This window comes from Nocardia exalbida NBRC 100660 (assembly GCF_000308575.1).
GTDB lineage: Bacteria > Actinomycetota > Actinomycetes > Mycobacteriales > Mycobacteriaceae > Nocardia > Nocardia exalbida.
Genome location: NZ_BAFZ01000165.1, coordinates 98,027 through 124,620, shown reverse-complemented (window position 1 = coordinate 124,620; position 26,594 = coordinate 98,027). Strand labels below are relative to the sequence as shown.

The 26,594-nt window shown below is 68.3% G+C and carries 26 protein-coding genes; 15 read left to right on the top strand and 11 right to left on the bottom strand.

The features are described from left to right. Positions 1 to 50: 50 nt before the first annotated feature. From ON29_RS33240 to ON29_RS33215, 6 genes are all read left to right on the top strand, one after another. Positions 51 to 683 carry a TetR/AcrR family transcriptional regulator gene (locus tag ON29_RS33240; RefSeq protein ID WP_040872239.1) on the top strand — a complete coding sequence of 211 codons (633 nt, stop codon included), beginning with the start codon at positions 51 to 53 and terminating at the stop codon, positions 681 to 683. Positions 684 to 810: 127 nt separating this feature from the next. Then, positions 811 to 2,067: a CaiB/BaiF CoA transferase family protein gene (locus ON29_RS33235; protein ID WP_040872237.1), complete on the top strand. Its 1,257-nt coding sequence runs from the start codon at positions 811 to 813 to the stop codon at positions 2,065 to 2,067. After that, positions 2,064 to 2,981: a hydroxymethylglutaryl-CoA lyase gene (locus ON29_RS33230; protein ID WP_040872235.1), complete on the top strand. Its 918-nt coding sequence runs from the start codon at positions 2,064 to 2,066 to the stop codon at positions 2,979 to 2,981. The genes ON29_RS33235 and ON29_RS33230 overlap by 4 nt, the downstream gene beginning before the upstream one ends. 34 nt (positions 2,982 to 3,015) lie before the next feature. Continuing rightward, positions 3,016 to 3,408, top strand: a complete 393-nt coding sequence (locus tag ON29_RS33225) for a nuclear transport factor 2 family protein (protein WP_040872232.1) — start codon at positions 3,016 to 3,018, stop codon at positions 3,406 to 3,408. Next, on the top strand, positions 3,405 to 4,589 hold the full coding sequence (locus tag ON29_RS33220) for an acyl-CoA dehydrogenase family protein (protein WP_174371889.1): 1,185 nt from the start codon (positions 3,405 to 3,407) through the stop codon (positions 4,587 to 4,589). The genes ON29_RS33225 and ON29_RS33220 overlap by 4 nt, the downstream gene beginning before the upstream one ends. Beyond that, the gene (locus ON29_RS33215; protein WP_040872231.1) at positions 4,580 to 5,947 is read left to right on the top strand and encodes a phosphotransferase; all 1,368 of its coding nucleotides are present in this window, start codon (positions 4,580 to 4,582) and stop codon (positions 5,945 to 5,947) included. The genes ON29_RS33220 and ON29_RS33215 overlap by 10 nt, the downstream gene beginning before the upstream one ends. Positions 5,948 to 6,045: 98 nt before the next feature. Here ON29_RS33215 and ON29_RS33210 read toward each other — a convergent pair whose 3' ends face one another. From ON29_RS33210 to ON29_RS33200, 3 genes are all read right to left on the bottom strand, one after another. Further along, entirely contained in the window at positions 6,046 to 7,575 is a 1,530-nt protein-coding gene (locus ON29_RS33210; RefSeq protein WP_051175890.1) for a long-chain-fatty-acid--CoA ligase, read from the bottom strand. Between the two features lie 51 nt (positions 7,576 to 7,626). After that, positions 7,627 to 8,532 (bottom strand): cyclase family protein, encoded by a 906-nt coding sequence (locus tag ON29_RS33205; RefSeq protein WP_040872229.1) that lies wholly within the window; start codon positions 8,530 to 8,532, stop codon positions 7,627 to 7,629. 233 nt (positions 8,533 to 8,765) lie between these two features. Then, on the bottom strand, positions 8,766 to 9,218 hold the full coding sequence (locus ON29_RS33200; RefSeq protein WP_051175889.1) for an anti-sigma factor antagonist: 453 nt from the start codon (positions 9,216 to 9,218) through the stop codon (positions 8,766 to 8,768). 130 nt (positions 9,219 to 9,348) lie between these two features. Between ON29_RS33200 and ON29_RS33195 the strand changes: the two genes are divergently transcribed. Further along, positions 9,349 to 9,951, top strand: coding sequence for a TetR/AcrR family transcriptional regulator (locus ON29_RS33195; RefSeq protein ID WP_040872227.1), 603 nt, complete (start codon positions 9,349 to 9,351; stop codon positions 9,949 to 9,951). Between the two features lie 30 nt (positions 9,952 to 9,981). Here ON29_RS33195 and ON29_RS33190 read toward each other — a convergent pair whose 3' ends face one another. Then, positions 9,982 to 10,416 carry an RICIN domain-containing protein gene (locus ON29_RS33190; protein ID WP_157173002.1) on the bottom strand — a complete coding sequence of 145 codons (435 nt, stop codon included), beginning with the start codon at positions 10,414 to 10,416 and terminating at the stop codon, positions 9,982 to 9,984. Positions 10,417 to 10,861: 445 nt separating this feature from the next. Between ON29_RS33190 and ON29_RS33185 the strand changes: the two genes are divergently transcribed. Beyond that, the gene (locus ON29_RS33185; protein WP_040872223.1) at positions 10,862 to 11,089 is read left to right on the top strand and encodes a hypothetical protein; all 228 of its coding nucleotides are present in this window, start codon (positions 10,862 to 10,864) and stop codon (positions 11,087 to 11,089) included. Between the two features lie 28 nt (positions 11,090 to 11,117). On the opposite strand, the gene ON29_RS33180 is transcribed toward ON29_RS33185, so the two are convergent. Continuing rightward, positions 11,118 to 11,561, bottom strand: coding sequence for a pyridoxamine 5'-phosphate oxidase family protein (locus ON29_RS33180; RefSeq protein WP_040872221.1), 444 nt, complete (start codon positions 11,559 to 11,561; stop codon positions 11,118 to 11,120). A gap of 350 nt (positions 11,562 to 11,911) precedes the next feature. Here ON29_RS33180 and ON29_RS33175 point away from each other — a divergent pair, with 350 nt between their 5' ends. Beyond that, entirely contained in the window at positions 11,912 to 12,271 is a 360-nt protein-coding gene (locus ON29_RS33175; RefSeq protein WP_040872220.1) for a DUF2218 domain-containing protein, read from the top strand. A gap of 32 nt (positions 12,272 to 12,303) precedes the next feature. Beyond that, positions 12,304 to 13,851: a subtype B tannase gene (locus tag ON29_RS33170; protein ID WP_083864247.1), complete on the top strand. Its 1,548-nt coding sequence runs from the start codon at positions 12,304 to 12,306 to the stop codon at positions 13,849 to 13,851. On the opposite strand, the gene ON29_RS33165 is transcribed toward ON29_RS33170, so the two are convergent. Beyond that, positions 13,852 to 14,529, bottom strand: a complete 678-nt coding sequence (locus ON29_RS33165) for a TetR/AcrR family transcriptional regulator (protein WP_083864240.1) — start codon at positions 14,527 to 14,529, stop codon at positions 13,852 to 13,854. A 263-nt stretch (positions 14,530 to 14,792) separates the two neighbouring features. Here ON29_RS33165 and ON29_RS33160 point away from each other — a divergent pair, with 263 nt between their 5' ends. After that, positions 14,793 to 16,085, top strand: coding sequence for an oxygenase MpaB family protein (locus ON29_RS33160; protein ID WP_051175888.1), 1,293 nt, complete (start codon positions 14,793 to 14,795; stop codon positions 16,083 to 16,085). A 192-nt stretch (positions 16,086 to 16,277) separates the two neighbouring features. Here ON29_RS33160 and ON29_RS33155 read toward each other — a convergent pair whose 3' ends face one another. Together ON29_RS33155 and ON29_RS34220 are read right to left on the bottom strand one after the other, a co-directional pair. After that, complete coding sequence (locus ON29_RS33155) at positions 16,278 to 17,522, bottom strand: TIGR03618 family F420-dependent PPOX class oxidoreductase (RefSeq protein WP_040872218.1); 1,245 nt, start codon at positions 17,520 to 17,522, stop codon at positions 16,278 to 16,280. 112 nt (positions 17,523 to 17,634) lie between these two features. Continuing rightward, on the bottom strand, positions 17,635 to 18,183 hold the full coding sequence (locus ON29_RS34220) for an SLATT domain-containing protein (RefSeq protein WP_051175887.1): 549 nt from the start codon (positions 18,181 to 18,183) through the stop codon (positions 17,635 to 17,637). Between the two features lie 697 nt (positions 18,184 to 18,880). On the opposite strand from ON29_RS34220, the gene ON29_RS33145 reads away from it, so the two are divergent. Next, positions 18,881 to 19,537 (top strand): hypothetical protein, encoded by a 657-nt coding sequence (locus ON29_RS33145; protein ID WP_040872216.1) that lies wholly within the window; start codon positions 18,881 to 18,883, stop codon positions 19,535 to 19,537. 19 nt (positions 19,538 to 19,556) lie between these two features. On the opposite strand, the gene ON29_RS33140 is transcribed toward ON29_RS33145, so the two are convergent. The 3 genes from ON29_RS33140 to ON29_RS33130 form a co-directional block, all read right to left on the bottom strand. Beyond that, complete coding sequence (locus tag ON29_RS33140; RefSeq protein ID WP_040872214.1) at positions 19,557 to 20,453, bottom strand: glycosyltransferase family 2 protein; 897 nt, start codon at positions 20,451 to 20,453, stop codon at positions 19,557 to 19,559. A 4-nt stretch (positions 20,454 to 20,457) separates the two neighbouring features. Then, positions 20,458 to 21,384 carry a glycosyltransferase family 2 protein gene (locus tag ON29_RS33135; protein ID WP_217999376.1) on the bottom strand — a complete coding sequence of 309 codons (927 nt, stop codon included), beginning with the start codon at positions 21,382 to 21,384 and terminating at the stop codon, positions 20,458 to 20,460. Positions 21,385 to 21,734: 350 nt separating this feature from the next. Then, the gene (locus ON29_RS33130; RefSeq protein WP_083864246.1) at positions 21,735 to 23,126 is read right to left on the bottom strand and encodes an aldehyde dehydrogenase family protein; all 1,392 of its coding nucleotides are present in this window, start codon (positions 23,124 to 23,126) and stop codon (positions 21,735 to 21,737) included. A 161-nt stretch (positions 23,127 to 23,287) separates the two neighbouring features. On the opposite strand from ON29_RS33130, the gene ON29_RS33125 reads away from it, so the two are divergent. Genes ON29_RS33125 through ON29_RS33115 form a run of 3 tightly spaced genes read left to right on the top strand, consistent with a single transcriptional unit; the run spans position 23,288 to position 26,590 of the window. Then, complete coding sequence (locus ON29_RS33125; protein ID WP_040872212.1) at positions 23,288 to 24,265, top strand: glycosyltransferase; 978 nt, start codon at positions 23,288 to 23,290, stop codon at positions 24,263 to 24,265. 31 nt (positions 24,266 to 24,296) lie between these two features. Then, positions 24,297 to 25,607 carry a glycosyltransferase gene (locus ON29_RS33120; protein WP_063825399.1) on the top strand — a complete coding sequence of 437 codons (1,311 nt, stop codon included), beginning with the start codon at positions 24,297 to 24,299 and terminating at the stop codon, positions 25,605 to 25,607. A gap of 8 nt (positions 25,608 to 25,615) precedes the next feature. After that, positions 25,616 to 26,590, top strand: a complete 975-nt coding sequence (locus ON29_RS33115; protein WP_040872210.1) for a UDP-glucuronic acid decarboxylase family protein — start codon at positions 25,616 to 25,618, stop codon at positions 26,588 to 26,590. Positions 26,591 to 26,594 lie beyond the last annotated feature (4 nt).

The following is a 26,594-nucleotide window of genomic DNA, read 5'->3' as shown; positions in this document are numbered from 1 at the left end:
CCGACAAAGATGACTTGACAGTCATGTCATCTTGGTGAATAGTCTGTCCCGTGGCGAAGTCATCTGTCAATAGCTCCCCCGCCCCGGTGGACACGCTCACCCCGCGGGGCCGAAAGACGCGTGACGCGCTGCTGGACGCGGCGCGAAAGGTCTTCGAGACAGTCGGTTTCCTGGACGCTCGGGTGGAGCAGATCGCTCAAGAGGCCGGGGTCTCCTACGGAACGTTCTATCGCTATTTCGAATCGAAGGAAGACGTCTTCGGCGAATTGAGCAATCGGCTCTTCGAGGATATGCACCGCCGCGAACCCGCGGAGACGGATCTGTCCCCCGCCGAGAAATTGATCGCCTCGAACCGGTCGTACTACCGGGCATACCGGCGCAACGCGCTGATGATGGCGATCATCGAACAGGTCGCGACCATCAACGACGATTTCCGCCTGCTGCGTCACGAGCATCGCCGCCAGCTGATCGACCGGACCTCGCGTGCCATCGCCCGCTGGCAGTCCGACGGCTTGGTACGCGCGAACCTCGACCCGGAGCTGGCGGCCCGTGCGATGGCCGCGATGGTCGATCACACCCTGTACCTGTGGTTGATCCAGGGTGACGACGCGAACGAAGAGGCGCTGCTGGAGACCCTCGATCAGATGTGCGTCGGCGCGCTCGGGCTCGATCGAGGGCACTGACCACCGACGGGTCGTATCGACGAACCCCTTACCCGCGTGCGGAATCCGGCGAGCCTACCGAGGTGTCGCCCGCTGCGGCAGCTCCCGCCGCGTCGCCATTTCCCCGAGGAGGCAAGCCATCATGACAATGGACGCACAGCCCGGCGCGCACGCGCAGGCACCCCCTGGCGCGCTCGACGGGTACCGCGTGCTGGAACTCGGGACGTTGATCGCCGGTCCGTACTGCGGCAGGCTCCTCGGTGATCTGGGCGCCGATGTCATCAAGATCGAAGCCCCCGACCGCCCGGATCCCCTCCGGGAATGGGGCCAGGCGGCGGGCGGGCATCAGTACTTCTGGTCGGTGCACGCGCGCAACAAACGGTGCGTGAGCCTCGACCTGCGCACCGAGGCGGGGCGCGAGGTGTTCCTGGAACTGGTGCGCACCGCGGACGTGGTGGTGGAGAGCTTCCGTCCCGGCACGTTGGAACGCTGGGGGCTCGGCTACGACGTGCTGTCCGCGGCCTGCCCGGGGTTGGTGCTCGCGCGGGTGTCGGGATACGGGCAAACCGGCCCCTACGCGTCGCGGCCGGGTTACGCCTCGGTCGCCGAGGGCATCAGCGGCCTGCGATACCTCAACGGATTCCCCGGGCAGGCCCCGCCGCGAATCGCGCTGTCGCTCGGCGACAGTCTCGCAGGCCTCTTCGCCTGCCAAGGTGTTCTCGCGGCGCTGCTGGTGCGGGAACGCACCGGGCGCGGACAGATCGTCGACGCGGCACTGACCGAGTCGTCCCTCGCCATCCAGGAATCGACCGTTCCCGACTATCACAAGACTGGACACGTGCGGCAGCCCTCGGGCACCCGGCTCGACCGGATCGCGCCGTCGAATCTGTATCGCTCCCAGGACGGGTTGTGGGTGATCATCGCGGCCAACCAGGACACGGTGTTCGGGCGGCTGGCGGCCGCGATGGGCCGGCCCGAGCTGGCATCCGACCCCCGTTACGCCAATCACACCGCGCGCGGCGAACGTCAGGACGAACTCGACGAGATGATCGCGCAGTGGGCGGCGGGGTACACGGCCACCGATCTCATCGAGCTGCTGACCGAATTCGGTGTGGTCGCCGGTCCGGTCAACACCGTCGCCGAGGTGATGACCGATCCGCAGTTCGCCGCGCGAGAGATCTTCGTCGACCATCGTGACCCCTCGGTGGGGCCAGCCGACGACGGGTTCGATCCGGAACCGGTGAAAGGAGTCGGAGTGGTACCCAAGCTCAGCGACACACCCGGTGGCGTGCGGTGGGGCGGGCCGAGCCGCCCGGGCACGCACACCGACGAGGTCCTCACCGAACTCCTCGGCTACGACCAGGATCGGCTCGCCACGCTCCGCACCCAAGGCACGATCGCGTGAGTGCGCGGGTCGATATTCGTGAGGTGGGACCGCGCGACGGCTTGCAGATCGAGGCGCCCCTCCCGACCGAGGCGAAGCTCGAGCTGACCCAGGCGCTCGTCGCGACCGGCGTGGGCCGCATCGAGGTCACCTCGTTCGTCTCGCCCCGCGCGGTTCCGGCACTCGCCGATGCCGAGCGCATCGCCGCCCAGCTGGATCGGTGGCCGGAGGTGGCCTTCTCCGCGCTGGTCGCCGGAATGGGCGGGGTTCGGCGCGCGCTCGCCGCGGGAATGACGCGGCTCGAGTACGTGGTCTCGGCGTCGGACGGTCACAGCCGGGCGAATGTCGGTCGCGATACCGAGGATTCGATCGCGCTCATCGCGCCCATCGCCGAGCTGGTACACGGCGCGGGCGGTGAGCTGGAGGTGATCGTCGCCATCGCTTTCGACTGCCCGTTCGACGGACCGACCCCGCCGGAGCGAGTCGCGGCCATCGCCGCCCGCGCGATCGCCGCGGGCGCCGACAGCCTTTCGATCGCCGATACGGTCGGCACCGCCACGCCGCGGCGCACCGGTGCGGTGGTCGACCTGGTCCGTGCCGCGGCGCCCGGCGTCGACGTCGGCCTGCACCTGCACAACACCCGCGGCCAGAGCTCGGCCAACGCGTGGGCCGGATACCTGCACGGGATCCGCCGGTTCGACGCCTCGGCGGGCGGTTTCGGCGGCTGCCCGTTCGCCCCCGCCGCCAGCGGGAACATCGCCACCGAGGAACTGGTCTACCTGTTCGAAGACAGCGGCATCGCCACCGGCGTCGACCTCGACGCGACCCTCGACGCCGCGAGACTTTTCTCCCGCCTGCTCGGCAAACCGGCCGACAGCAACCTGCTGCGCGCCGGCGGACGCCTGACGCCCGCACCCGCTCCGCTCGGGCGATGACCGCGCAGACCGTGCTCGAAGAAGAGGACATCCGATGAATGATCTGGCCGAACGCTTCTTCGCCGCCGTCAGCGCGGGCGACGTGACGGCATTGACCGACCTGTACGCGCCCGATGCCCGGATCTGGCACAACGACGACGGCACCGAGCAGACCGTCGCCGAGAATCTGCGGGTGCTGCGCTGGTTGTCGCGCACCGTCGAGAATCTGCGCTACGAGGACATCCGCCGCTATCCGCTCCCCGACGGCTTCGCCCAGCAACATGTCCTGCGTGGTCACCTGCCGGGATTCGGCGCGCTCGAGGTTCCGGCGAGCCTGTTCGTCCGCGTCCGGGACGCGCGCATCACCCGAATCGACGAATACGTCGACTCGGCCGCGACGCGGCCGCTGCGCGAGGCGTCCACCTCCAGCCGGGAGAGTCGGGCATGACCTACGACCTTCCCGCGGGCAGGGTGGCCGAAACGGCCTCGCGGCTGCGCACGTTCATCGACGACGAGGTCATCCCCCAGGAGCCGACCTTGGCCGTGGAGGGCGACACCGCGCGGGCGGTGCTGGCCGGGCTGCGCGAGCGGGCGAAGGAACTCGGTCTCTGGGCGCTGGGCCATCCGGCCGAGGTCGGGGGCGGGGGCCTGCCGTTCCTCGATTTCGTCTATCTCAACGAGATCATCGGCCGTTCCGAATTCGGCCAGCTGGCCGTCGGCTCGGTGTCCATGCAGGACACCCTCATGCTGCACCGGCACGGCACCGACGAGCAGCGCCGCCGGTGGATCGGGCCGATGGTGGCCGGGGAGATCCTGCCCTCGGTCGGGCTGACCGAACCGGATGTCGCTGGTTCCGACCCGACCCTGATCGAAACCCGGGCCGAACTCGACGGCGACAGCTGGATCATCAACGGGCACAAGTGGTTCACCACGGCAGCCGAGCAGGCGGCGTTCTGCACCGTGTTCGCGCGCACCGAGCCCGACAGCGCGCCCAGGCACGAGCGCATCAGCGCGATCATCGTGCCGACCGACACACCGGGTTTCGAGATCGTGCGCGCCATCCCGACGATGGGACACGACCCCAGCGATCATTACGAAGTCCGGCTCACCGATGTCCGGGTGCCCGCGGCCGACCTGCTCGGAGAACGCGGGAGGGGATTCGTGGTGGCGCAGGACCGCCTCGGCGCGGGCCGGATCTTCCACTGCATGCGCTGGCTGGGCCAGGCACAGCGCGCCTACGAGCTGATGTGCGCCCGCGCGAACACCCGCTTCGCCCATGGGTCGTTGCTGGCGGAGAAGGGCGAGATCCACCGCTACATCGCCGAGTCCGCCGCCCAGATCCACGCCGCGCGGCTGATGACCCTCGACGCCGCGCGCGCGATGGACGCCGGAGCCGACTACCGCGTACGGGTCGGGCTGGTGAAGTTCTGGGGCGCCCGCATGCTGCACGACGTCATCGATCGCGCCATCCAGGTGCACGGCGCACTCGGCCTGACCGCCGATACGCCGCTGGAACGCATGTACCGGCAGGCCAGATACGCTCGCGTGTACGACGGGCCCGACGAGGTCCACCGCATGTCGGCCGCGCGGCGGCTGCTGCGCGATCCCGGAGCCGCACCGTGGCTGTGACCATCCCGCCGCCGACGCTCGCCGACGGCGTCCGCGCGGTCCTGAGCGAGGCCACCGGCACCGCGCTCGTCGCCGCCGAGATGCGCAGACTCACCGGCGGCGCGAGCCGCGAGGTGTACGCGGTCGCAGCCACCGACCGCACCGGGAAACAGCTCGCGGCCGTGTTGCGCCGCGATCCACCCGGGCACGGCGATATCGGCCGGATGCGCGCCGAGGCGGCCTGCCTGCGGGCCGCGGCGGCGGCAGGAGTCCCGGTACCCGAAGTCCTCGCCTGTGACGACACCGCGCCGGGCATCGACGCTCCGTATCTGTTGATGAATCTGATCGACGGCGAGTCGCTACCCCGGAAGATCCAGCGGGACCCGGAATTCGCGGAGGCGCGAACCCATCTCGCCGAAGACTTCGGGTACGTGCTCGGTCTGATCCATCGCACTCCCCTCGATTCGCTCACCGACCTCGACGACGCGGATCCGTTGGACGCCATCGAACGCATCTATCTCGACCTCCGCGAACCCCGCCCGGCCGTGGAAGCGGGCCTGCGGTGGCTGCGCGAACATCGCCCGCCGAGCCGGGCGGCCCGCCTGGTGCACGGCGACTTCCGGCTCGGCAACCTGCTGATCGACCCCAGCGGTATCCGCGGTGTCCTCGACTGGGAACTCGCCCACCTCGGCAACCCGATCGAGGACCTCGGCTGGCTCTGCGTCCGCGCCTGGCGCTTCGGTGCGCCTGCGCCGGTCGGCGGCCTCGGCACCCGCGAACAGCTACTCGACGGATACCAGCGCGCCACCGGCGACCGTCCGGCGCGGACCGAACTGCGTTGGTGGGAAGTCTTCGGAACGCTGAAGTGGTTGATCCTGAGCAGGTTCCAAGCGGAGCGTCACCTCGGCGGCGCGGAGCGATCACTCGAGCTGGCGGCGATCGGACGGCGGGTCTGCGAATCCGAATACGACCTCCTCGATGCGCTCGATCTCCTCGACACGACCGCATCCGTCACCCCGCCGCAGCCCACCCGGTCCACCCTGCACGACCGCCCCGGCGTCGCCGAGATACTCGATCTCGTGGCCGGGACGTTGGCCGAGGACATCGCCCCGGCCCTGACCGAAGACCGAGAGCGGCAGCGCTATCTGCTGCGAATCTGCATGTCGCTGCTACGAATTTGCGGACGTGAACTCCAAGAGGCGGGTACCGAGGCCCGAGTGGCCGAACTGCTGGACGCGCTGCACTGCTCGTCCGAGCGGGAACTGGCCGAGAAACTGCGCGCGGGCGCACTGGCGTACGCGGACGACGAAGTCCGCCGGACGGTCTCGGCCGCCGTGCTGTCGCGCCTGCGGGTGGCGAATCCGAAACACCTCGGTTGACTGCGCTCCATCATCCAACCGCCACGACACCACGACCCGGCCACGACTTCGCAGTCGTGGCCGGGTCGCGTCGGTGGCGCATTCATCGCGCCCGCGAGTCACCTTGCTTTCGAGAAACGCTCGCGCAGTTCGCGTTTGAGGATCTTGCCGGTCACATTCTTCGGCAGGGCTTCCACGAATTCGACGCGGCGTGGCACCTGGAAGCCGCCCAGGTGCTCCCGGCAGCTCGCGACGATGTCCGATGCGTCCGCGACGGCGCCGTCGCGCAGCACCACGACCGCGCAGACCACCTCGCCCCAGGTGTCGTCACGAACACCGATGGCGGCCGCTTCCGCGACGGCGGGATTGCGGTACAGCGCCTGCTCGACCATCAGCGAAGCGACGTTCTCGCCGCCGCTGATGATGAGGTCCTTCTTCCGGTCCACGATGTAGACGAAGCCCTCGTCGTCCTGCCGCACCAGATCACCGGTGTGGAACCAGCCGTCGGTGAAGGCATCCGCGGTCGCGTCCGGATCGTTCCAGTAGCCGGCGCTCACCTGATCGCCGCGGACGACCATCTCCCCCACCACCCCGGCGGGAACATCGTCGAAGTCGTCGTCCACGATGCGCAGATCCGCCAGCCGCATGGGCTTACCCGCCGACGCGAGCAGTCCGGTCTCGCCCGCGGCCGCGCGGCGATGCGCCGCGAAGTCCAAGTGCAGGATATTGCCGGACAGTTCGGTCATTCCCATGCCCTGGTAGAAGTCGCAGCCGAAACGCTCCAACCCTTCCCGCAGCACAGCCGCCGGAATCGGCGCGGAGCCGTAGCCGATGGCCTGCAACGATTTCAGCGCGTGGGTCTCCAGTTGCGGATCCCGGAGCAGGAAGCTGATCATCGTCGGGGCCAGACCTGTCTGGGTGACCTGCCATTCGCCGACCAGCCGCAGGAAGGTGGCGTTGTCGTAGGCGCGCAGGAACCCGACGGTCGCGCCGAGCAGATGGTTGAGCACCGTGACATAACCGCCGACGTGGCACAGCGGGAAGCAGAACAGGAACACCGTGTCTTCCGGCAGCTCCCAGTGCAACGCGGAGGAGGTGATTCCGGCGAGCAAGTTGCGATGACTGATCATCACCCCCTTGGGGGTTCCGGTCGTCCCGCTCGTGTACACCAGCCAGGCGGTATCGTCCGCTTCCGGCCGCACCGCCGGAACCGAAGCGTCTGCGGCACCGACGAATTCGTCCCATTCCTGGAGACCATCGGCCGCGCCGATGGAGACCACGGTGTGCACGGTGGGTATGCGATCGCGAATCCGCTCGACCACATCGGCGAACTCCGCGGCGACGATCAACACGCCCGCGCCGGAATGCTCCAGCAGTGCGGCCACCTGCTCCGGGTGCGACCGGTAGTTGAGGATCGTCAACACCATCCCGGCCATGGGCACGCCGTAATAGCAGTCGAAATACTCCGTGCAGTTGCCGGAGAGGATCGCCACCCGGTCCCCCGGCGCGGCGACTCGCAGCAGAGCGTTCGCCAGGCGGCGGCTGCGATCGCACAACTGCCGGTAACCGATCTGCTCGTCCTCGAATCGAAGCGCGATCCGGTCCGGATGCTTGCGCGCGCCGTACTCGATGATGTCACCGACCAACATTCACATCACCTTTTGCCGATCCGGGCGTCCACACGACAGCCATCACTTGCCTCATTTGATCGCGAGCGGGTTGATCGGTGATCCGACGCCTCGGGTGAACTGCAACGGCGGCCCGGCGTAGAAGAAGTCGTAGTGGCCGTCCGCGGCACAGGCCTCGGCGAGATCCTCGAAATCGAGCATCTCCGCCAGCGTCAGTCCCATATCCCGGATCAGGACCATGTGCAGTTCGAACGCGCCGCCGGGGTTCTCACCCGGCATCACTTCGACCGCCCAGTTGTCCGAGCCGACCACCGCGACGTCACGCTCGCGCAGCCAAGTGGCGCAGCTCAGGCTCAGACCCGGCTCCCCTGCCATGAACGTGGCGGCATCGCGATCGGCGAGGAACTTCTTCCGCCATCCGGTCCTGATCAGCAGGATGTCACCCGAGCCGACCGTGACCCCTTGGGCGTCGGCGACCGCGGCCAGCTCATCGGGGCCGATCGCGGTGCCCGCCTCGAGCCAGTCCACGCCGCGCACCCGCGCCACGTCGAGCAGGACGCCGCGCCCGGCGATGCCCGCCGCCTGGGTGTGGATGCCGCATTTGTCCGCGCCCTTGACCGTGACACCGGAGCCGGAGTGGCCGTTGTAGAGCTGGTCGTCGTAATGCACGTGAGCGAGCGAGTCGTACTGCGAACCTGCCTGCAGGGGCATGAACACGTAATCGTCGGCCCACTTGAACCCGCCCGGCAGTACCTGTTCCTGCCCGTTCTCCGACATCAGCCGGATCGGGTTGATCCGCGCTCCCCCCGGTTGCGGGCCGTCCGAGTCGAGTGGAATACCCAGGTGGAAGACCTGGCCCGACCGGATCAATCCGGCCGCGGCCACCACGCGATCGGGCGTGATGAGATTCGTGGTCCCCCGCTCGTCGTCGCTTCCCCAGCGACCCCAGTTGCTCACTTCTCGCCCGAGCGCGCGCATATCGGGAACTGCAGGCACCGGTGCCTCCTGACTCACTGATGATGACGTGACAGTCATGTCAACTTTCCTCGCAAAGTGTGATTGCTGACACGTCGCCTGTCAAGCCTCGATCCGTCACCGCCGGGCCGGGACGGGGTCTAGCGGCGTCGACGCCTCGTAGCTATCGGCCCCTATCGCGCTGAGTCCCGGCGGGCCATCGGCCCGCCGGGACTCAGCATGATCCGGCTCCCGCGCTATCCCGCGACCCGGCCTCCCAAGGAGCCCCCGCTCGGCACGGAGCCGGCCAGGGCGTCCTCGACGCAGGCGTAGATGGGCTGGAGAACGTCGAGGTCGAGGAGGGCCACGATGCGGGTCACCACCAATGGGCTGCCGACCACGCACAGCCGAATATCCCGGAGCCCGCATGCCTCGGCCTCCTCGGCCAAGGCCAGCATGGAACGGCAGGCCATGAAGCCGAGGCCGCCGGTGTCGATCACGATGGGGCCCGGCGCCGCGGTTGCTGTGACAACCTCCCGCAGCAGTCTGCGCCACGTCGGGAGAGTGTAGGCGTCGACCTCGCCGTGAACATGGACGATGGCCGCGTTGCCCCGACGTTCGACGGTCGCGTTCAGGCCGGGGAGAGTGTCTTCCGGTTCATCGGCCGGTTGTCGGGTGGGATTGCTGAGACCGTGCAGTGCTGTGCTCATATGGGCACACTCGATTCGTTTCGCGCCTAGGGCGCTCGAAAGTCGGGCCCACCCTGCATCCTCAAGACAGACCTGTCTTTCTTTACTAACAGAGACAGGCCGGTCTGTACAGCGCTATGGTGACAGGGAGATGGAAACGCCGAACCTTTCACACGTCGCACCCGCCGCGCCCGCGCGCGAGCGAATCCTCAGCACCGCCTACGCGTTGTTCACGCGTCGCGGTATCCGAGCGGTGGGCACCGACGAAGTGATCGCGCTGTCCGGTGTGGCCAAGGCAACGCTGTACAGGCATTTTCCGTCCAAGGACGATCTCGTGCTCGCCGTGTTGCAGCGGCGCGAGCAGCTGTGGACGCTCGGCCTGGTCGAAACCCAGTCTCGTGCGCGTGGCAACACACCCGAAGAACAGTTGCTGGCGATTTTCGACGTTTTCCACGACTGGTTCCAGAAGCGCGAGGATTTCGACGGCTGCTCGTTCATCAACGTGCTGCTGGAGCTGGGCGCCGCGCATCCGGCCGGGCAGGCCAGCATCGGATACCTGGACAATATCCGGGCCATCGTGCGCGGCCGGGCCGAGGCGGCGGGATTGTGTGACCCCGACGATTTCGCCCGGTCCTGGCACATCCTCATGAAGGGCTCGATCATCTCCGCCGCCGAGGGAGATCTGCTGGCCGCCCGCCGCGCCGCGCTCATGGCGCGAATGCTCATCGAACAGCACCGCCCGGTCGAGCCATAGCGACGCGGACCGTCCGTATATCGGACCTGTTCACGGGCGATGGAACCGCCACTGCTGGATATCGCTGGTGGCCGCGTAGCGCGTCAACCCGATCTGCTCGGTGCCGATCTCGAGGCCCGGCAGAGCCAGAACGAACTCGGCGGCGGGCCAAACGGCGATGCGGTAGCAGGCGGGATGGACTTCATCGGTGCTGATCTGCCATCCCATCGGCGTCCCGCTGCATTCGACATGAACCCCCTCCGACACCAGACCGTCACCGAGGCCCAGCCGGGTCCCGGTGCGCCCGTTGGTGATGTACCAGATCCCTCCGCCGAACTCCGGCGCGCTCGACAACAGCCAGTGCTGCCAGCCATCCTCCACACTTACCTCCCCCACTACCGTGACCTGGTCAGCGCTGTCGAGCGCCAGCACATAACCCGTGCCGACGTTGACGATCCGATACACACCCTCGCTCAACTCAGCCATGATCCGTCGTCCTCGCCATGTGAACACAACCCACATACCGCTGCCGACAGCAACCGCCCCGACGGAACCCGACCGTGGTGGCCGGGCGCCGATCTCGAGGATTGCGGTTGATACCGAACTACCCGTCCCGGAACCGGTGAACCGCCTCAACAGACCGGAGTTCGCCGGACGCCTCTGCGGATCCTGCGCAGCCACCGGCACTCGTCGCATGCCTGGCCACCACCCTTGCGCGCCGCGGACCCGCACCGGTGAGCGGAACCGCAAGCCGCTGTCCTGCTCTGATTCGACCCCGGCGAATTCCGCCGCGAATATCCCTCGATATCGCGTGCGGTCGCCCAAGCCGGGTATGACGCTCGCACAGCGACCATCGCACGTGCACGAGCACCCGAACGCGGCGCGAAGCGCCGCACCTCGGCTACCGCCCGGACGATCGAAGGAGAGCGCCATGCCGGTGCTACACCGCACCTACCTCGTCCGCCTCGACCCCTCCCTGCGCGGCGAGAGTGCGACACCGAGAGGTGTGCGTGGGAAGTTTCTCGACTGGCTGCGAACCGACGACGCCGAGGTCGTCGAGCTCTGCGGCGCGGATCGCGTCGTCATCTCCTGCTCACCGCAGATCGCCGACGAAATCAGGGACCTCGAGTACGTCTTGGACGTCGCGCCCCACGCGTAGCGTCCCGCCGAGACTGCGCGAGTAATAATCAGCCGTTGCCGTAGACCCGGTCCGGCAGGACCATGACCACTGCCCGGCGCTCTGCGGCCATCACTCTGTCGTACTCGTCCCAATCCTCGTGCACGCCACCGGCCGCGGTGAACACCTCACGCAGCAGAAGCCGCAACCGCTCGGCATCGACGTCGGGGGCCGGGTCGTCGGGACCGGCGATCCACACCGACCCCTCGACAGCGGACCATTCCCAACCGACGCGAACCACGACCGTGGCACGCGGCCGGGCACGCAGATTGTCCAATTTGCGGGCGTCGCCGCGCACCACCATGCCCACCACGTCCGCACCGGTCGCCGGGTGTCGCAAAACACCGGCGTTGACCACGGACGATTGAACCGTGCGGTCGGCTCGCAGGGTGGAGACGACACAGAGTCCGTGGTCGCCGGTGATCAGCCGGGCGAAGTCCGCGAGATCGGTCACGCCGGAAGTCTACGTAGTCGGGTCGGCGCGGTGGCCCGGAACACGGCGCGGGCCGCCTGCCCGATGGAGTACCGGGGCAAACCGGCGGCTGGTCGTACAGCGCGGTCGCAGCGTGTGCTGAGGGTTCGCTGTTGAGGTCGACGGGGTGTGTGAACGGCAGCGGCCCCGGGTAGTGCTGACCATGTCGTCGCTGCGTCGACGCTGCCCGATGCCCCATCGATGTGTCGCGTTTCCCAGGGCGACAGATTCACGCAAATGTAGAGCAATCCGAAGGCTGGTGCCGTCATGGTCTCGCAGATTCTGGATGCCCATGTTGTCTCGCACGCCGGATCCCCCTCGCGGGCCGCGTCGTGACCGCGGGCGGCTCGTCCACCGCGTCCCGGGCGGTGGTTCGCACCGATCGGCCGGAGCGGTACGGCAAGCAGTTGGTGTCGCATCTCGGGCGGCGCAACGGCGGCGAGTGGTCGGCGCAGTCCTCGTCGGGCTGGATCGACTTGGACTCCGGTCGCGCGACGGTCACCGCGCAGGAAGGCGAACTGCATCTGCGGCTCGAGGCGGCCGCCGAGGACCTGCCGCGCCTCGAGGACGTGCTCGCGAGGCACCTGGTCCGGTTCGGCGAGCGCGACCAGCTGAGCGTGACGTGGCAGCACGATCCCGCCGCCGTCGAATCTACCGATCCGAGCGGCGACCTCGGTGACACGCCCTGGTGAAGACCCGGTTCTCTGATCCGAAAGGAATGTTCGTGCGACGCAGAACGATGCTGGCGGCACTGGCCGCGGTGACCGCGGCCCCACTGGTGGCCTCGGGGTGCGACTCGCGACAGGAGCAGGACACCGAGTCGGCCGAATCGGACGCCCTGCGCTTCGACCCCGAGAAGTACAGCATCGAAGCCAAGTCGGTCGCCACCGCCGATGGCGAGCGACGGATCACCTACCACCAGTACAAGGGCATCGTCTACGTCGCGAAACCGGTGGACGAGCAGTACCAGAGCCTGACCGTCAGCGTCCCGGTCCAGATCGACGGCAGCACCGTCGACGCGAGCAGGGCACCGATCCTGCTCAGCAACAACATCGGCGGATACATGTCGTCCTCGGTGATCAAGTCCGGCGGCACGCTCGGTGGCCTGCCGTCCGGCGCGGCCCCGCCCAGCGGCGCGGCGCCGGCCGGATCGGGCGGGTTCGACGACGCCGCGAATCGCACCAGCAACCCCGACCTCGCGCTGGCCGCCGGTTATGTGGTCGTCGAGCCGGGCGCGCGAGGGCGCGATCTGGTCGGCTCCGACGGCGTCTACTACGGGGTCGCTCCGGCGGCGATCGTGGATCTGAAGGCGGCGGTGCGATATCTGCGGCACAACAGCGGGCGGGTGCCCGGCAACACCGACTGGATCATCTCCACCGGCGTGAGCGCGGGCGGCGCGATGTCGGCGCTGCTGGGCGCCTCGGGGGACAGCGACCGCTACCACTCCTACCTCACCGAACTCGGCGCGGCCGACGCCTCCGACGCCATCTTCGCCAGCGCCGACTACTGCCCGATCACCGACCTCGAGCACGCCGACATGGCCTACGAATGGAACTGGGGCGCCAACCCGCCGCAGTCCGGTGAACAGGTCGACCAGACGGTGTCGCGGGAACTCGCGACAGCCTTTCCGGCCTATCAAGCGTCGCTGAATCTCCGCGGGCGCAACGGGTCCGGAGCGCTCACCGCCGACAACTACGCCGACCATCTACTGCGCACCTACCTGCAACCGGCGGCGGGCAAGTACCTGAAGGCACTGCCGGACGCCGAGCGCGGCGCCTATCTGGCCGCGAACCCCTGGCTGCGTTTCGATAACGACACCGCGACCTTCACGTGGGCCGATTACCTCACCCACGTCGGCACGCGCAAGAAGAACGTGCCCGCCTTCGACGCTTTCGACCTGTCCTCGGGCGAGAACAACGAATTCGGCAACGGCACCACCAGAGCGCGCCACTTCACCCTCTACAGCCTGCGCCGCGCCACCGGCGATGCGAACGCGCGGCTCGACAGCGACCTGCCGGACAAGATCGAGTTGATGAACCCCATGTACTTCCTCGGCCGGGGCAATCCCGGCCGCGCCCAGCACTGGTGGATTCGCGTCGGCACCAAAGACTCCGACACCTCCCTCACCGTCGTCGGCAACCTCGCCGCCAAGCTGGAGAATCTCGGCGCGGACGTGAACGCCGCCATGTATTGGGACGCGGGCCACGGCAGCAACGAAGACGCCGGAGACTTCATCGCCTGGATTCGCGGCATCACCGGCTACGCCCGTTAGCTACGCCCGATTCTCTTTCGGGGCGGGAATGGTCAACAGGCCGAGAATCGCCCGGGCCTGCTCGGCGGTCGGCGTGGGCAGGCTGCCGCGGCCGTGGATGAAGCCGATGCCCAAGTACACCATCGCACCGGCGCGCAGCCGTGCTTCCTCCGGTGCGAAGCCCAGTTCCAGCATCGCTTTCTGCACCGTTTCGAAGATCTGTTGATCCAAGGCGCGCACCGTCGCTGCCACCTTCTCATCGCTTCGCGCCCATTCGCGCACGGTGGCTTCGGTGGCCCAGGTGCCTTGGTCGATGAGATTGGCGGCCATGTTGGCGATGCGCTGCTCGACCGGAACGGACTCGATCGCGCCGAGCGCGCGAATGATCTCGGTTTGCAGCGCGCTCCAACGGTCGGCCATCGCCTCCATGAGCTGTTCGATATCGTCGAAATGCCAGTAGAAACTGCCTTTGGTGACACCGAGTTCCTGGCACAGCCGGGGAATCTTGATGGCGGAGACACCTTCTCGGGCGAGCAGTGCCAGAGCGCCGTCTACCCATGCCTCGTACGAAAGCCGCGGAGCGCGGCTGCGGCCGCGTTGCTGCGCCGCCGCTTTCCGGGAGCGCCGCGGTGCGGAGTTCGTGGTGTCCACGTCGGGGGGCCCGATGCTGTCGCCGGCCGGTGGCCGGTCGGCTGTCATCGGTGCGGACCCATGTCGGTGGAAATCACCACTCGATGGTAGGTGCCCCCGTCACGGGGCCACTTCAGGGCGGTGACTGTCCACCGCACCCGCCTGGCGATGGTGCCGTATCTGCCGGTCACCGAGTTCCTTTCGCGATCATTCCGCACGGACCCGATTCCTCCATTCAAAAAGGTACCGATAACTATACCCAATGGTATGGTCGCCGACGTGGGGTGGCGACGAGGCCGCCCGAGTAAGGGACTGCGGAGGAGAAGTCACCCATGTCAGTGGAAGTACCGCCCGCGGGCGCGGATGCCGTCGCGCAACAGCCGTCGGTGAAGTGCCCGACCGCGTTCCGGTACTGGGAAGCGCGCCGGTCCCCCAAGGTTCGGCGCTTCGAGCGTCTGTTCGTGAAAGTCACCGGGAAAGAGCTGTTTCCCACCGACGCGCAAGCAGTCGCGTTGTGCGAGGACTTGTTCACCGGCGATCCGGTCGCGGAACGGTTCGTCGCGGAGGTGATGCACGGCGCGGCAGGCCCCCAGGCCGGACGACGGATGCTGGAAACCGCCCTCGCCGCAGGCATCGACGCCGTACCGGACGCGCCGGAGTCGATGCGCGCGCTGTTCGAGGAATTCGAGACGGTGCCCGAGTGGGTGGTGCCCGAACTGGTCGAGCAAGGCGCGGCGATCTGGCGACGGTGGGGCACGATGCTGTTCAGCTTCGCCGGCGCGGAAACACTGGAGATGTACACCGAGGCCGCCATCGCGACCCCGCTGTCGCTGGCCGGCGGTTACGCCGGGGACAGCGCGCTGCGCCGCTTCCTGGAGACCACCCGCTTCTGGATCGATGTCTCCGAGCCGCGCGCACTGCTGACTCCGGGCTCGGCGGGACGTGCCACGGCACTGAAGGTGCGCATCATGCATGTCTCGATCCGCGCGAAGGTCGCGGGTCATCCGGAGTGGGACATGGACAGGTGGGGCCTGCCGATCGGCCAGACCTACCAGATGCTGACCCTCCTGGGCGGCAGCGTCACCCCCGGCCTCGGATTGTGGGCGCTCGGCTACCAGACCACCCCCTCGGAAATCCGTGCGCTGCTGCATTTCCAGAAGTACATGGGATACCTGCTCGGCGTGCGGCTGCGCTGGTACCCGGAAACGGTCCTCGACTCGCTGCGTGTTCTCGCCATGACCATCGCGTCCCGCTCCTACGACGCCGGTAGGCACGGCGCGGAGTTGATCGAGTCCTACCCGGTGGCGTTCGCGCCGCGCGACGAGCACCGCGGGCTCACGCGACTGCGTGAGGCGTACAACTTCCGCATCAATTCCGTGTACTCCGCGATGTACATGGCTCCGTGGACCCGGCGCCGGTACACCATGCCCCCGGCGTTTCCCTGGATCGGCATTCCCCTCCTGCGTTTCCCCCTCATCACGGCGATGGAGATCTTGCGCAGAACCTTCCCGCCCTTCGCGCGGGCGCACGAGAAGCTCATGCTCTGGCACCGCGAGAACTGGTACCGCGCCCAGATGCAGGGCCGCGAAGCGGCTTTCGACGCCAGCGGGGCACTACGCCGATGACCTTCGCGGCGGTCGCGCCCTGCGCGCCGCCGCGTCCGCGCCGACCCCGGACCGATGCGCCACCGTCGTGTCCACCGACACCGAAAGCAGTTATGAGCACCGCAGAAATCGTCGAAGTGTGGAATGGGCCCGGCCGCCGGGACGGGGTACTGACTTCCGTCGAGCCCAAGCACAAGGGTTTGCGCTTCCGGCTCAGAGCCTTCCGACGACCCGGTCTGGAGTCACCCGGACGGTGACGATCGGGATGTCGCCGTAGGCGGCCGCGGCTTCGGGGTTGTGCTCGGCGTAGGTCATCCCGGTGTATTTGAGCGCCAGGCGATCTCGCACTTCCGAGCCGCCTTCGACCAGGGTGGCGGTGCCGCGGATCGCGGCGTAGGTGTAGGGCTGTTCGGGCGGGGTGACCAGCACGCTGACGCGAGGGTCACGGCGCAGGTTGCGCTCCTTGCGGCTACCGGCTGCTACCGCGAAGAGTACGTCGTCGCCGTCGCGGAGTATCCACACCACCGACTGATGGGGGCTGCCGTCGGGCTGGACGGTGGACACGATGCCGAATACCGGTGAGTCGAGGACCTGCCGCAACCTGGCCGGGGAAACGCCGAGCGACGCCGGTTGCAGCCGGCCGAGCAACTTCGTCGTCTCGTCGTACAGTCTCGCGGCCGCCGCGGTATCGAACGCGGGTCCGTGGACGTCCACAGGTTGTCCCTGGACGATCGCGGTCAGTGCCTCGGCCGGCGGATCGTCCAGCACTGCGAGGATCGGGCCGATCGCCACGTCGATCGGTTGCGCGGCGCGGCGCAGCGTTTCGATCCGGGCCGCCATCTCGGCGTCGTAGTCTCCGGACAGGGCGGTGTTCACCACCCCCGGATGCAGCAGTACATAGCGCACCCGGGCCGATACCGGCCGGCGCGCGAACTCGATGCCGAGCAGGTCGTTGAGCTGTCCGCCCTGGGCGAGAGCGTGCATCCCGTGGTAATCACGCTCGTGGCCGAGGTCGTCCCAGCGGATCTCACCGGTGCCGCTGCCCGGACCGGCCACATTCACGATGACCGGGTTCGCGGCGGTGCTCATCAGATCGCCGAGTTCGTAGCTGAGCACGAACCGGCTCAGGTAGAACAGCGCGAAGGTGTATTCGAAGCCTTCCGCGGTCACCAGCCGATCGGACCGGTAGTGCCGAGCGCACAGCACCAGGGCATCCACTGTGCTGATCCGGGCGCGGATAGCGTCGATCGCGGCGCGAGTCGCCGCGATCGAACTCAGATCCGCCGGCACGAAGTGCGCGCGGTCGGCCGCACCGAGCGCCTCGGCGGCGGCGAGAAGGTCCTTGCCTTTCACCGGGTCTCGCCCGATCACCACGACAACGTCCCCGGCGGCCAGGCGGTCGAGCGCGACAGCCCGGCCGATCCCGTCGGTCCCACCCGCGATCACTACATGCCTCATGGACTGAAATTTAACCGACAAGTTCATTTATGTCACCCGGCCAGTACATCTCAGCTGATCAGCTGGTTCAGTATGGGAGACCGCTGCTGCCGCTCGCCCCCGTCGCCGGGGTCTACCTCCGATCAAATTTGCCCATCCGCGCGGTGACCGAGGGTTGCGATTGGCCCGCCCAGCTGTCCGTTTCGTGGGCGATCACCTCGTTGACCCGATAGGAGAAATCCCTCAGCAGTCCCATCCGGCGGTCTATCTCCCCGTTCGAATTGGCGGCGGCCCGCGAGACGGATGCCCATTCCAGTTGGAAGTCGCACAACATCGCGTTGATCGACTGCGCGCTGCGGAGGTCGCGCATCCACGCGGTGGAGACGCCGAAGAAGCGGTCGAATCCGGCGCCTCCGGCCGCGCAAGCGAGCAGGACGTATCCCCAGCTCGGGTCGATGGCGTGCACTCCGGCGGTGGTCAGTAAGGGCACCAATATTCCGAGTAGGCCCAGAACGAGCGTCGTCGCGGTGAGGGCCAGGCTGGTTCGCCGCTTCGTTAGGCTGTCCCTCGAGTACCAATCGCGCGCGTCTATGGCATACGCCTCGACACGTTGGAACAACCGGGCAAGGGTCTCATCGGAACTCGACCAGTCGGCGGATCGGAGGTCCAGCGAAGGCGGCACTCCGAGGTCCTGCGAGCGATCCCCGCCGATGGGCGATCGGTGCTCTGTCACGGCCGTACTGTATCTCCCCTACCTCCTCGGAATCATCTTTCGGCTGTTCGTCCGGCCGATCGATCGGCGTTGCGGACTCCGGCGAGTCGCCGGCCTTCTCGATCGCAGGTGGGGCGCTGCGCCGCAACGGGTTTCAGTTCTTCCCCGACCTCCGGGCGTCCGCGTCCACTGCGCGGTCGGACGGGGAAGGTTGTCGGCATTCCAAAGGACTGCCTCGCCCGTGCTTTCGATCATCAATGCGCGTGTGCGTGCCCAGATAGGCACGGGCGCGAAGCTTCTGGCAGCGAGTCGGTGAAAGGATTCCCGTAGCGTCGATCCGCCGCTGCCCGGTGCAGCCCGGGGGCGCGGCTTCGGCCGTGGCCTCACCCGCTCGGGCTCGCGTTTCCTCGAACACAGCGAGAGGACGCGCGAGCACGGCATCTCGGCGCCGGACATCGGATCGCGCTGATCGCAATCATTCACCGAACGTACTGCGCCTCTTACTGTCCGGATACCCCCTCTGCCGCGTCGTCCGTCCGGACGACCGCGGTCGGGGACCGCCGTATCCGCCTCGGTTCTCGACACCGATCCACCTTGATTTCGGAGCGAAGTGCAGCCAACCCCGTGGTCAGCGAGAGACGCTCGGCTCGAACGAGTACCGAGCACTGTGCCGGGACGGCTCGCCGGTTTCCGCGCGGACCTGTCGTCTTTCCACGGCCACTGGGGCTATCTGAGCGCCGGGGGCGGCAGCGTCGTCACGCTGATCCTGCTGTTCCAGCCGTGGCTCAGGGCCGCAGGCGCCGACGGCAAGGCCAGTGCCAATGCCTTCGGCCGGATCACCGCGACCACCTCGTACCTGAACACCTGGTCGTCCTCGCAACCGCCCATGGCGCGTATCAGTGGCACCCTGGCGATACTTTCCGCCGGCGCGATCGTCCTCACCATCTGCTTGGTGGCGGCGAATCTGCGGCTCCGCACCGACATCCTGTCGCACGCGGCGACGGTCTCCACGGTGACCACCGCCGCCCTCGTCCTGCTCACGGTGCTCTACATCAACAGCAAGGCCCCCGAGTTACGCGCCATGCTCGCCCGCACCACCGACCTGGGTGGGCAGATCGGAATGGTGACGAGCTGGGCCTTCGGCAATGGCAGCCTCATCGCGCCGGGAATCCGGCAGGTCTCCTACGACACCGCCGGACTCACCCATTGGCCATTGCTCGCCGGTGTCACCTCGCTCGGCTCGGCCGTCACCGCCGTCGCTCAGTGGGTATACAACCGCCCGGTCACATCTCTGCGGTTGCCGTGGGGTGGCGCCGGGAACTGACGGCCCGGCCCGATGATCGTCAGCCCACATAACGGCGTGCGGTGGAGCGGCGCTGGGAGTCTTCCAGCAGCACGAGACCGGCCTCCACGCGCGGCGGCAGGACTCTTCGTTCGCGCAGCACCCAAGGCAGGCCACGCAGCGTCTCGAAAACGGCCGCAGCCGTGGTGAGATCGGCCGGGGCCGAGCTGAGCACAACGCCGGTGCGCCGAGCGGCACTACGGGCCGGGCGGCGCAACCACAGCGTCCACAAGGTGTTCCGGATACCGAGTCGACGACGATGGGTCGGATCACGCATTTGCGATGGCGCGTGGTGGATCAGCATGTCCTCCACCCAGCACATCCACCAGCCGTGTGCCGCGAGGTCGAGCGCGAGCAGTTCCTCTTCGCCGCCGAACCACAAGCGCCGGGAGAAGCCGCCGACTTCCCGGAACGCACTGACCCGGAAGGCAGATAGGCCTGCCATCACGCCCAGCAGAGCGGGCCCCGGCAGCCAGTCGGGCCCCGGAACCGGCGAATAGCGCAGCTCCGGCGTGATCGGGTCCTCGTGCAGATCGGGCTCGACCAGGCATCGGCCGGTCACCGAACCGAGGCCGGGGTACCGGTCGAGCAGATCGGCGGCGCGGGTCAAAGCGCCCGGCTGCCATCGAGTGTCGTCGTCGCAGAACGCCACGTACGGCGTGATCACCCGCTCCACCGCGATGTTTCTGGCCACCGCGCCCATATTCTCCGTTGCGCGAATGAGTTTCAAATCAGGGAACGCCGCGGCGACCGCGTCGGCCGTGCCGTCCGTGGACCCGTTGTCGACGAGGACGATAGGCGCCGCGTCGGCCAGCGTAGTCATGTGCGCGAGGGTGTCCAGCAGTTGTTCGCGCCGGTCGCGGGTGATGACGACGACCGTCATGCGCTCGGTAACCATGCGGTCACTTCCTTCCGTGGGCGAGTTCCAGCGCCCTGGCCCGGCGCTCTACCTCAGGCGGCAGCCGGCGGCGCTGCGCCAACGCTCGCGGCAGGCGGCGAAAGATCCCGGCGACCGCGCGCAGCATCCCCGGGTCACGCACCGCTCGGCCCAGCAGGCCGACCGATTCGGCCGCGCAGCGCCGTAGCGGCCGCCGCATCCAGACGATCAACGCGTTGTTGCGCAGTTCGGCCGATTCGCGCCACGCGTGCGGTGGGCGCCGCGCCGACGGGTGATGGTGGGCGCGCACTCGCGCGACATAACAGAGATCCCAGCCGCACGCCGCCATATCGAGTGACAGCAACCGTTCTTCGGCGCCGAAATGCAGAAGCGCGCTGAACCCGGCGGCCTGCAGGTACGCCTCCTTCCGGACGATCGCCGCACAGGCCAGGAACCCGAGGACCCGTGGCCCCGGCAGCCCGAGGGGATGCCCGAGCGGGCTGGCCGCCATCAGGTCGTTGACGGGGTCGTCACGGTGATCGTCGCCGATGAGCGTGCGTCCGGCCACCAGGCCGAGCCGTGGATAGGCGTCCAGCACCCGCTCGGCTTCGCAGAGCGCGTCATCGGCCCACCACGAGTCGTCGTCACTGAAGGCGACGTACGGCGTGCGGGCGATCGCTACGCCGAGATTGCGCGCCGCCGCACCGAGATTGCGGGACAGTCGTATGACTTTCACCCCCGCGAACGCCTTCGCCTCGTCCGCGGTGTTGTCGTCGGAAGCGTTGTCCAGCACCACGATCGCCGGACAGGGGCGCAGTGCGCGCAACTCGGTCAAGGTGCGGGCCAATTCGGACGCGCGGTTACGCGTGGCGATGACGACGGTGGTCTTCGCCACGGGCAACGCGCTCACGCCGACGGCCCCGCGAGCAGCGTCGAGCAGGTCCCTGGTCAAGGCGTCGACCGCCGGGAACCCCCGTCGACGCGCGCGTTCGCTTGCCGGCTGCGCCGGACACCGGTGCCACCGCTGGTCGGACGCGCCTGCGGCGGCGGATCGCTCGGCGCAGACCAGCGCGGGCCGGTCGGATGCCCTCGCCTGCGTGGTGACCTTCCCTCCGCCCGCGGTGGGGTCGACTGCCGAGACCGGGACACCCGCTCACAGTCCCGGCGCCGAACCGTGCGAGCGCGTGGTGACCAGCGCGTCGAGGCAAGTACCCGCATGTGTCCGCGCGTACCCGCTGCACCGCAGGTCAATCCGCCGCGCGAGTGGTCCCTCCGCTCGGTGACCGCACCGTAGAACATCTTCTAGTGGGGCGCCGGGCGCAGGTGCACGACCTTCGTCTGCGTCATCTCGTCCAGCAATTCGGGTCCATAACCGAAGCCGGATCCGCTGGCCCGCCGGGGATGCGCCGCTCCGCCGGGCGCCCCACCGAACACAGCGTTGATCTTCACCGTGCCGACCGGCAATTCTCGCCAGGCGTGCTGGGCATGGGCCATCGATGCAGTGAGTACGGTCGCCGCGAGCCCGTAGTCGTCGGTGGCGGCCTCCGCGATGCCCTGCTCGAACGTGTCCACCCGCCGCACCGGCGCGACCGGACCGAAGGTCTCCTCCCGCATGATGCGCATGTTCGAATCGCAGTGTGCCAGCACGGTTGCCGGATAGTGCGCACCGGCGCCGTCGGGCACCGCTCCGCCGGTCAGCAGATCGGCCCCGAGGTCCACCGCGTCGCGCACGTGGGCGTGGACCTGATCGCGATGACGCCGGTCGACCAACGGCGCCGTCTTCCAGGACTCGGCTTCGGCGACCAGCGCCGCCAGAAACGCCTGCGCGACATCCCGGTGCACGAAGATCCTTTCGACGGACACGCAGATCTGGCCGGAGTTCGCGAACGCGCCGAGCGCCGCCTGCCCGGCGGCCCAGACAGGATCCACCCCGGCGTCGACGACGAGCGCGTCGTTGCCGCCGTTCTCCAGCAATGCCTTGGCGCCGGTAGCCGCCACACTCTTCGCGATCGACCGCCCCGTGGACGTGCTGCCGACGTGCGCGACGACGTCCACATCGGTGCGCGCGGCGAGCAGCGCGCCGACCCTCCCATCACCTTGAACCGTCTGCAGCACCCCCTCGGGAAGCGCACGGGCGAGCAATTCGCCGAGCAGACCGCCGGTATGCGGTGCGCGTTCGCTCGGCTTGTAGACGACCGTGTTCCCCGTGGCCAGCGCCGCGCCGAGCAAGCCGCAGGACACCGCGACCGGGTCGTTCCACGGCGTCAGCGCGACGACGACGCCGCACGGCTCCCACACCATGAGGTCGGTCGCCTCGAAGTCTCCTTGCAGGGTCTTCCCCCGGTGCAGTGGCCCCAGCTCGGCATACTGTTCCAACGTCGCGGCACCGGTCAGCACACCTTGTTCGCCTTCGGACAACGGGCGTCCTGTTTCGACACGGTTGAGTTCGGCCAGCTCGTGGGCACACTCGCGCAGCAAGGCGGCACCGGCACGCAGTGCGGCGGCCCGCTCCGCCGGCGCGGTGCGCGCCCACGCCGGCTGGACCCGATCGGCCAGCTCGACCTGCCGATCGATCTCCGCGAGGCCGGTCATAGGCACATGGCCGACGGTGGCACCGGTGGCGGGATCGAGTATCTCGATCATCGCGGTCGCCCGATTCTCGGTGGGAAACGTGACAGCGTTCGCTGCGCTCATACCGCGAGCCATTGCCTGGCACCCGCTGTTCAAACTCGTCGGCACCGCCGTCCGCGTCAGCGGCCGGGAAGCGGCGGCACCCGCACGTCGATAGCTGACAGATTGCTAACAGGTGCGGAAACCAGGTTTGGTCGCGGGAGTTATAGGCAAGAGCTACCGGCATGGCCGCAATCACCGAACGGCTGACCGTGCTGCTGTGGCACGTGCACGGCTCATGGACGACATCGTTCGTCCGAGGGCCGCACCGATACCTGATGCCGGTGGTGGACGGCGGTGGCCCGTGGGGGCGCGGACGGTGCGGCCGCGACTGGCCCTTCGCCGAGGAGGTGCCCGCGACGGCGTTGCGCGACACCGAGCCGGACGTGGTCGTTCTCCAGCGCCCAGAGGAAATCGACCTCACCGAGCGATGGCTCGGGCGCCGTCCCGGCGCCGACATTCCGGCGGTCTACGTCGAGCACAACACGCCGCGTCCCAGCGCGGCTACCAGCAGGCATCCGCTGGCGGATCGCACCGACATCCCGATCGTGCACGTCACGCATTTCAACAACCTGATGTGGGACAGCGGACACGCGCCCACCCGGGTTGTGCCGCACGGCATCGTTGACCCCGGCGCGCTGTACACCGGCGAACTGCCGCACGGCGTGGCCCTGATCAACGAACCGATGCGGCGCGGAAGGATCACCGGAAGCGATCTGCTGCCGGACTTCGCGATGGCGGGACCGGTCGATGTGTACGGGATCGGAGCCGACGCCTTCACCGCCGACCGGCCCACCGTCCACCCGATCCGCGGCATCGGTGATCTGCGGCAGTCGGTGCTGCATCCGGAAATGGCGCGCAGGAGGGTGTATCTGCACACCGCGCGGTGGACCTCCCTCGGATTGTCACTCCTGGAGGCCATGCACCTGGCCATGCCGGTGGTCGCCCTCGCCACCACCGAGGCCGTCCGCGCGGTGCCCCCGGAAGCCGGTGCCCTCTCTTCCGACGTCGCGGCGCTCACCGCGAAGTTCCACGAATTCCTCCACGAACCCGATCTGGCGGCGCTCGCGGGCAAGTCGGGACGGCAGTTCGCGCTGGAACATTACGGCCTCGAGGTCTTCCTGCGCCGGTGGGATTCCCTCCTCGCCGAGGTCACCCGATGAAGGCAGTGTCCCGGAGACAGAAGGCGGAATCATGAAGATCGCGATGGTGTCCGAGCACGCCAGCCCACTCGCCGCGCTGGGCGGGGTCGATGCCGGCGGGCAGAACGTTCATGTGGCGGAACTGTCCGCGGCCCTGTGCCGACAGGGGCACGAGGTCACCGTCTACACGCGCCGGGAGGAGACGCAGGCGCCGCACACTGTGACCACCGAACAGGGCTATCGCGTGATCCGCGTACCGGCCGGGCCCGCCCATCCCCTGCCGAAGGACGAATTGCTACCGCACATGGGCGATTTCGGCGCGTTTCTGCGCGCGCACTGGCGGCATCAGCGCCCAGACGTGGTGCACGCGCATTTCTGGATGTCCGGCCTGGCCGCCCTGCGAGCCGCTCGCCCCGCCACCCTGCCGGTGGTGCAGACCTTCCACGCGCTGGGGGTGGTGAAACGCCGCCATCAGGGGGCGAACGACACCAGCCCGGCCGACCGGGTGCGCCTCGAACGATTGATCGCCGCGCAGACCGACCGCATCATCGCCACCTGCACCGACGAGATCTTCGAATTGGCCAGGATGGGTGTGCCACGGTCGCGGACGTCGGTGATTCCGTGCGGCGTAGATCTCGTCCAGTTCACGCCCGACGGACCGAGCGCACCGCGGCCGGCCGGGCACCGGATGGTCAGTGTGGGCAGATTGGTGCCGCGCAAAGGTTTCGACACCGCGATCACCGCACTCACCAGTTTGCCCGACACCGAGTTGATCTTGGTGGGCGGCCCGGACGACGGCGACGTGGCCGATGACCCCGAAGGCAGGCGGCTGCTCGCGCTGGCGGCGGAACTCGGTGTGCGCGACCGGCTCCATCTGCTGGGCCAGGTGCCGCGGACTCGGATGGCCCCGCTACTGAGGTCGGCGGACGTGGTCGTGTGCACGCCGTGGTACGAACCCTTCGGCATCACACCGCTGGAAGCGATGGCTTGCGGGGTTCCCGTGGTCGCGACCGCGGTCGGAGGTCTCATCGACACCGTCGTCGACGGGGTGACCGGCAGGCTGATCCCACCCCGGGAACCGGCGAAGCTGGCCGACGCGGTCGGTGAACTTCTCGCCACGCCTGCGATCAGGCAGAACTACGGTCGCGCCGGGCGCGAACGCGTCGAAGCGCGCTACTCGTGGGATCGGATCGCCACCGAGACCCTGCACGCGTACCGGCGGGTGGCCGCCGCGACCGTACGGGCGCAGAACGAAAGCGGGCCCACCGACGGCCGCGCGGTCGGCCACGCCGGGGACAGCGACGAGCTTGCCACCGGGGGATCCTCGATTGATCACAGCATTCCCGCGAACGGCCACGGGTAGGCGACACCATGTCCGGACAATACGAACGCGCCTTGGTCACCGGCGGTTGCGGATTCGTCGGATCGCACCTGTGCGAACAGCTGCTGGACGCGGGCACGGCCGTGGTCGCGCTGGACAACTTCGCCACCTCCACGGTGGACGATGTCGCCCGGCTGCTGGACCGTCCCGAGTTCGACCTCATCCAGCACGACGTCACCGAGCGGTGGCCGGCGCTGGGCTTTTTCGACGTCGTCTTCCACCTCGCGTCGGCCGCGTCGCCTCCGGACTACCTTCGGCTGCCGATCGAGACACTGCGCGCCGGATCACTCGGCACTGCCAACGCCCTCGACCTGGCCGAGCGGAACGACGCGCGATTCGTCCTCGCGTCGACGAGCGAGGTCTACGGCGACCCGACTGTGCACCCGCAGCCCGAGCAATACTGGGGACACGTCAATCCGGTCGGTCCGCGCAGCGTCTACGACGAGGCGAAACGGTATGCCGAAGCGTTGACCATGGCACACCGCCGGGAACGGGGCCTCGATACCGGAATCGCCCGAATCTTCAACACCTATGGTCCCCGCATGCGTGCCGACGACGGCCGGATGGTGCCCACATTCATCGCACAGGCGTTGTCGGACGCACCGCTCACCATCGCCGGAACCGGCGAGCAGACCCGCTCCCTGTGCTACATCGACGACACGGTGCGCGGCCTGCTGGCGCTGGCGGCCACCGACCACCCGGGACCGGTCAACATCGGCAATCCGCACGAGATCTCCGTGCGCCGCCTCGCCGACGAGATCCGCTCGGTAACCGGCAGCCGATCGGTGCTGACCTATGTCGAGGGCGCGATCGATGATCCGAAGCGGCGCTGCCCGGACATCACGCTGGCCCGCCGGGCACTGGGCTGGGAGCCGTCGGTCGGCAGAGCGGAGGGACTGCGCCGCACGATCGACTGGTTCGCGGGGCGCGAGAGCGAGTCTGCTGAGAAGTTGCTGCGACGATAGCCGT